Here is a 5,931-nt window from a genome sequence, read left to right as displayed (position 1 = left end):
GAGTCGTGCCCGGCAGGGTACGAAAGGGGGATAGACCACCAACATCAAAGTCAAGCCAGTGGCCCACAACCCTCACTTCAAATCATCCAACGCCAGATTCAACTCCAACACGTTGACGACCGGCTCACCAAACACCCCAAGCACCGGCCCCTTGGTGTTCTCAGCCACCACCTTCTTCACGAGATCAGGCGACATGTGGCGAGCCTTGGCCACACGCTCTACTTGGTACGCCGCAGCAGCAGGACTGATCTCCGGGTCCAGCCCGCTAGCCGATGCCGTCACAAGATCAGCAGGAATCGGCGCAGTGTTCGTCCGGTCCGCTTCCTTGAGCGCCGCAATCCGCGCCTTGGCCGCCTCCGTCAGCGCCGGGTTGCTCGGCCCCAGGTTGGAGCCGCTTGACGCCTGCGCGTTATAGGGGTTCGCGCCGTCGCCGAGATCCGCCCCCAGAAATACTCCGGCGTATCAAAGTTCTGCCCGATCAACGACGAGCCAACGGCCTTGCCATGACGCTCGATGATCGAGCCGCCGGCCTGCGCCGGAAACAGCGCCTTGCCAACCCCCGTCACCACCACCGGATACAGCACACCGGTAATGAGCGACAGCCCAACAAACACCACCAGCGCCGCACGCAGCAGCCCACCTTGTTGCGGCACATCGGCCTGAACAGGTTGACGCGCTTGAGTTGTGGTTGCCATGAATGCACTCCTTCCTTAAACCCAGCCCATTGCGGCCAGGAACATGTCGATGATCTTGATGCCCGGGAAGGGCAGCAGCAGGCCGCCCAGGCCGTAGATCAAGAGGTTGCGGCGCAGCAGCGTGGCGGCCCCCAGCGCGCGGTACTTCACGCCCTTGAGCGCCAGCGGAATCAGGAACACGATGATCAGCGCATTGAAGATCACCGCGCTCATTACGGCCGATGCGGGCGTCGCCAGGTGCATCACGTTCAGCGCGGCGAGTTGCGGGTACGTGGTCGCAAACGCGGCCGGGATGATCGCGAAATACTTCGCCACGTCATTGGCGATCGAGAACGTGGTGAGCGAGCCGCGCGTCATTAGCATCTGCTTGCCGATCTCGACAATCTGGATCAGCTTGGTCGGGCTGGAATCCAGGTCGACCATGTTGCCGGCTTCCTTGGCAGCCTGCGTGCCGCTGTTCATGGCGACGGCCACGTCGGCCTGTGCCAGCGCGGGGGCATCGTTGGTACCGTCACCGGTCATGGCAACGAGGCGGCCTTGCGCCTGCTGCTCGCGGATCAGCGCGAGCTTGGTCTCGGGCGTGGCTTCGGCAATGAAGTCGTCAACGCCCGCTTCAGCTGCGATAGACGCGGCGGTGAGGCGGTTGTCGCCGGTGATCATCACCGTCTTGATGCCCATCTGGCGCAGCTCGGCAAAGCGCTCGCGGATGCCGGCCTTCACGATGTCCTTCAGCTCCACCACGCCGAGCACGCGGTCGTTGTCGGACACCACCAGCGGCGTGCCGCCTTGGCGCGCGACGTCGTCGACGGCAGTCGATACGGCCTCCGGAAACTTGCCGGCCAGCAGCGTCACATGCGTGCGGATCGCATCGGCTGCGCCCTTGCGGATCTGACGGGCGTCGCCTGCATGGGAGACGTTGATGCCGCTCATGCGCGTTTGCGCAGAGAAGGCGACGTACACGGGCTGCGTCTTCGCAAGGGCCGCTTCATCGATGGACGCCTCGCCCAGGTTGCGTGCGAGCGTAACGATGCTGCGGCCTTCCGGCGTTTCATCGGCCAGCGACGACAGCCATGCGGCCTCGGCCAACTGCTTGGCCGTCACGCCCGGCGCGGGAATAAAGCGCGACGCCTGGCGGTTGCCGTGCGTGATCGTGCCGGTCTTGTCGAGCAGCAGCACATCCACGTCACCAGCCGCCTCCACGGCGCGGCCCGAGGTGGCGATCACGTTGGCCTGCATCATGCGGCTCATGCCCGCCACGCCAATGGCGGAGAGCAGCCCGCCGATGGTGGTCGGGATCAGACACACCAGCAGCGCGACGAGCACGGTAATCGTGATCGGCGAACCGGCCTTCATCGCGTCCACCGAGAAGATCGAATACGGCAGCAGCGTGACGGTCGCCAGCATCAGGATGATGGTCAGGCTCACCAGCAGGATCGTCAGCGCCAGCTCGTTCGGCGTCTTCTGGCGCTTGGCGCCTTCCACCATCGAGATCATCCGATCGAGGAAGCTCTCGCCGGGGTTGGCGGTGATGCGCACGATGATCCAGTCCGACAGCACACGCGTGCCGCCGGTCACGGACGAGAAATCCCCGCCCGATTCGCGGATGACCGGTGCCGATTCGCCGGTGATGGCGCTTTCGTCCACCGAGGCCACGCCTTCGATGACCTCGCCGTCGCCGGGGACCATGTCGCCGGCTTCGATGAGGACGATGTCGCCACGCCGCAGCGCGGTGGCCACGCGCGCTTCCACGCGGTCACGGCGGTGCGGATCTGCCAGCACCTTGGCTTGCACCGTGGTTTTGATGCCGCGCAGCGATGCCGCCTGCTGCTTGCTGCGGCCCTCGGCCAACGCTTCGGCAAAGTTGGCGAACAACACCGTGAACCACAGCCACACCGATACGGCGAGGATGAAGCCCGCCGGCGCTTCGGCCTGGCCGCGCAGCGCCATCACCCACAGGATGGTGGTGAGGATGCTGCCGACGTAGACGACAAACATCACGGGGTTCTTGGCCTGCGCGCGCGGCGACAGCTTGCGGAAGCTATCGACAATGGCGGGCTTGACCAGCGCCGACGAGAACATCGACAGCTTGCGCACCTCCTTGGCGGACAGCGTCGTGTGCGTGCTGCGCGCGTGCGCCTCGGCGGCTGCGGCAGTACCAGTACCGGCGCTGGGCTCAAGCTTGTGCTTGACCGTACGCACAGCCGGTTCGGATTCGGGATAACGGATAGCCATAAGGCACCTGTTGATATTGGGTAGACGACTCGCCGTGCGCTTAGCGGGCGAGATGCTCTGCAATGGGGCCAAGTGCGAGGGCCGGGATGTACGTGAGCGCGCCCACCAGCAGCACCGAGCCGATCAGCAGCACCACAAACAGCGGCCCATGCGTGGGCAGCGTGCCGGCCGTCACGGGCAGGCGCTTCTTGGCGGCAAACGTGCCTGCCATAGCCAGCACCGGCACGATGATCCAGAAGCGGCCCAGCCACATGCAGATGCCCAGCGCCAAGTTGTAGAACGGCGTGTTGGCAGACAGGCCCGCAAACGCGCTGCCGTTGTTGTTGGCGGCAGACGAGAAGGCGTACAGCACTTCAGAGAAGCCGTGCGTGCCTGGGTTGAAGATGCCGGCCTTGCCCTGCGTGACCACCACGGCCACGGCCGTGCCCACCAGCACCAGCAGCGGCGTGACGAGGATGGCGATGGAGGTCATCTTCATCTCGAACACCTCGATCTTCTTGCCGAGGTATTCCGGCGTGCGGCCGATCATCAGCCCCGCGATGAACACGGCCAGGATGGCGTACACCAGCATGCCGTACAGACCTGAGCCCACACCGCCAAACACCACTTCGCCCAACTGCATCAGGAACATCGGCACGAAGCCGCCCAGCGCGGTCAGCGAGTCATGCATGGCATTCACCGCCCCGCACGACGCTGCCGTGGTGATGGTGGCAAACAGCGACGAGGCCACGATGCCAAAGCGCGTTTCCTTGCCCTCCATATTGCCCACGGCCTCGTCGATGCCGAGGTTGGCGAGCATCGGGTTGGGGTGCAATTCAGCCCATGCCAGGAAGACGGCGAGCACCACAAACAGCACCGTCATCGCAGCCAGCACGGCCCAGCCTTGCCGGCCATCGCCCACCATGCCGCCAAACGTAAAGCACAGCGCCGCCGGGATGATGAAGATCGCCAGCATCTGCACGAAGTTCGTCAGCGCGTTGGGGTTCTCGTACGGGTGGGCGGAGTTGGCATTGAACGGGCCGCCGCCATTGGTGCCGATCATCTTGATGGCTTCTTGCGAGGCGATCGGACCCATCGGCAGGGTCTGCGTTTGCGTGGTGGCCTTTTCCGTGACGGGGTTGCCTTGGGCATCCTTGATCGGCTGGCCGCTTGCATCCATCTTCGGGTTGTCGTACGTGGTGGCGGTGACGGTGGTCACCTCCTTGTAGCCATCGAAGTTCTGGATGACGCCCTGGCTGACAAAGAACACCGACACGATGATCGACAACGGCAGCAGCACATAGACCGTCGAGCGCGTGAAGTCGACCCAAAAGTTGCCGATGGTGTTGGCAGAGTGGCGCGCAAAACCGCGAATGAGCGCAATCACCACCGCAATGCCGGTAGCGGCAGACAGGAAGTTCTGCACCGCCAGCCCGAGCATCTGCGTGAGATAGCTCATCGTGCTTTCGCCCGAATAGCCTTGCCAGTTGGTGTTGGTGACAAAGCTGACCGCCGTGTTGAACGACGAATCCGGCGTGACCGCACCAAAGCCCTGCGGGTTGAGCGGCAGCCACTGCTGCGCGCGCTGCAGCGCATACACCGCCAGCGCGCCCAGCACGTTGACGACGATGACGGCCAGCGCGTAGTGCTTCCAGCCCATCTCGGCCTGCGGGTTGACGCCGGCCACGCGATAGAACAGCCGCTCGACGGGGCCGAGCCAGTGCGCGCGCGATGGCTTGTCACCAAACACGCCGGTCATATACGCGCCCAGCGGTTTGGCCAGAACCAGCAGCACGACCAGGTAGATCGCCAGCTGGAGGAGGAACGCATTCATGGTGTGCCTCGCAGTGTTGTTAGAAGCGTTCGGGCCACAAGAGGGCGACGAACAAGTAGACGAGCAGGACCACCGTGATGGCCCCGGACAGCACATAGAGCCAGGTCATTGCTGTTTCTCCATCGCGTGCGTGGTGGGTTGGTCTTTGGTGGCGAGCCGGCCGGAGAGGGCGAGCAATCCGCCCACTGCCAGGGCCAGCACCGCTAGGCCGGCGAGATAAACGAGGTCCATATGCGCTCCCCTTTCCTTCAGGTGGTGGTCGTTAGAACGTCTTGGTCACGGCGAGCAGGGCGCTTGCCTTGCCCATGTAGCTGTTACGTGTGTTGGTGTAGGCCAGACGCGATGCATTCGTGTCGATGTAGCTCAAAGAAGCTGTCCAGCCCGAACCAAAATCCTTCGTTACGCCGACCTTCCAGTCGGCATACGACGTGCGCACCACCTGATGTGGCACCTGCTGGTAGCCCACGTGCAGGTTCAGCGTGAGGCCCCAGAAACCGGTGTCGAAGTTGCCCGACAGATCGAAGTACTGGCTGTGGTGGCTATCTGCAAAGCCGAACAGGTTGGAGAACGCGTGCGAGTACTTGAACGAGACCGGCCCGTAGCCGATCTGTGCATAACCTTCGGTGGTGTGCGGGCGGGTGTAGCCGTCGGGGTAGCTGCCCGGGTAGTAGTACTGCAGCAGGCCCACATCAATGGGCACGTCCTTCATCAGCTCGGTCTTGTAGCCGCCGTAGAAATCCATCTCGATGGGGGCGGAGACGTTGGGGTTGGAATCCCCCAGCCAGCTGATCGACGAGTTCCAGTTGCCCACGTAGAAGCCGTTGGGCAGCGCGTAATCCACACCGCCCTGAATGGCCGGCTTGTTGTTGGTCTGCATGAGACCGCGATAGCGGTATTGGCTGGCCAGCGTGACGTTGGCCGTCAACGGGCTGGCAGGGGCGGCCGGACCGGCAACGGGTGCCGGCGCAGCGTCAGTGGCCTGCGCAAAAGCGGCCGCGCTGGACAGTGCTGCGGCACAGAAGACAACGCCACCCATGACGGTGGCGCGCAAAGAAACCTTGGCTTGCATGGACCTTTCCCTTGTTGTTTTAGGTGCCGCCCGGCCCGGCGCAGGTGCGCGTCAACGGGGCCGGATGCGGCGTACAGGCAGGCTCCCGTCACAGGGCCTGCGTGCAGTGCAACAGTAGGGAA

Annotated in this window: 5 protein-coding genes and 1 pseudogene; all 6 read right to left on the bottom strand. The window is 63.9% G+C overall.

Translation table 11 applies throughout. The annotated features are described in order from the left end of the window. Positions 1 to 72 precede the first annotated feature (72 nt). Positions 73 to 695, bottom strand: a pseudogene (gene kdpC, locus BEK68_RS22080) (potassium-transporting ATPase subunit KdpC). Between the two features lie 15 nt (positions 696 to 710). Beyond that, positions 711 to 2,927: a potassium-transporting ATPase subunit KdpB gene (gene kdpB, locus BEK68_RS22075; protein ID WP_012436773.1), complete on the bottom strand. Its 2,217-nt coding sequence runs from the start codon at positions 2,925 to 2,927 to the stop codon at positions 711 to 713. Between the two features lie 40 nt (positions 2,928 to 2,967). Next, entirely contained in the window at positions 2,968 to 4,740 is a 1,773-nt protein-coding gene (gene kdpA, locus BEK68_RS22070; protein ID WP_012436772.1) for a potassium-transporting ATPase subunit KdpA, read from the bottom strand. A gap of 19 nt (positions 4,741 to 4,759) precedes the next feature. Then, on the bottom strand, positions 4,760 to 4,849 hold the full coding sequence (gene kdpF / locus BEK68_RS22065) for a K(+)-transporting ATPase subunit F (protein ID WP_004628487.1): 90 nt from the start codon (positions 4,847 to 4,849) through the stop codon (positions 4,760 to 4,762). Beyond that, positions 4,846 to 4,971: a hypothetical protein gene (locus BEK68_RS26420; protein ID WP_004628489.1), complete on the bottom strand. Its 126-nt coding sequence runs from the start codon at positions 4,969 to 4,971 to the stop codon at positions 4,846 to 4,848. Before BEK68_RS26420 ends, kdpF begins: the two co-directional genes overlap by 4 nt. A 31-nt stretch (positions 4,972 to 5,002) precedes the next feature. Further along, the gene (locus BEK68_RS22060) at positions 5,003 to 5,809 is read right to left on the bottom strand and encodes a TorF family putative porin (protein ID WP_012436771.1); all 807 of its coding nucleotides are present in this window, start codon (positions 5,807 to 5,809) and stop codon (positions 5,003 to 5,005) included. Between the last annotated feature and the right edge of the window lie 122 nt (positions 5,810 to 5,931).

The sequence above is a fragment of the Ralstonia pickettii genome, assembly GCF_001699815.1.
Classification (GTDB): domain Bacteria; phylum Pseudomonadota; class Gammaproteobacteria; order Burkholderiales; family Burkholderiaceae; genus Ralstonia; species Ralstonia thomasii.
This window is presented reverse-complemented; position numbering and strand designations above follow the sequence as displayed.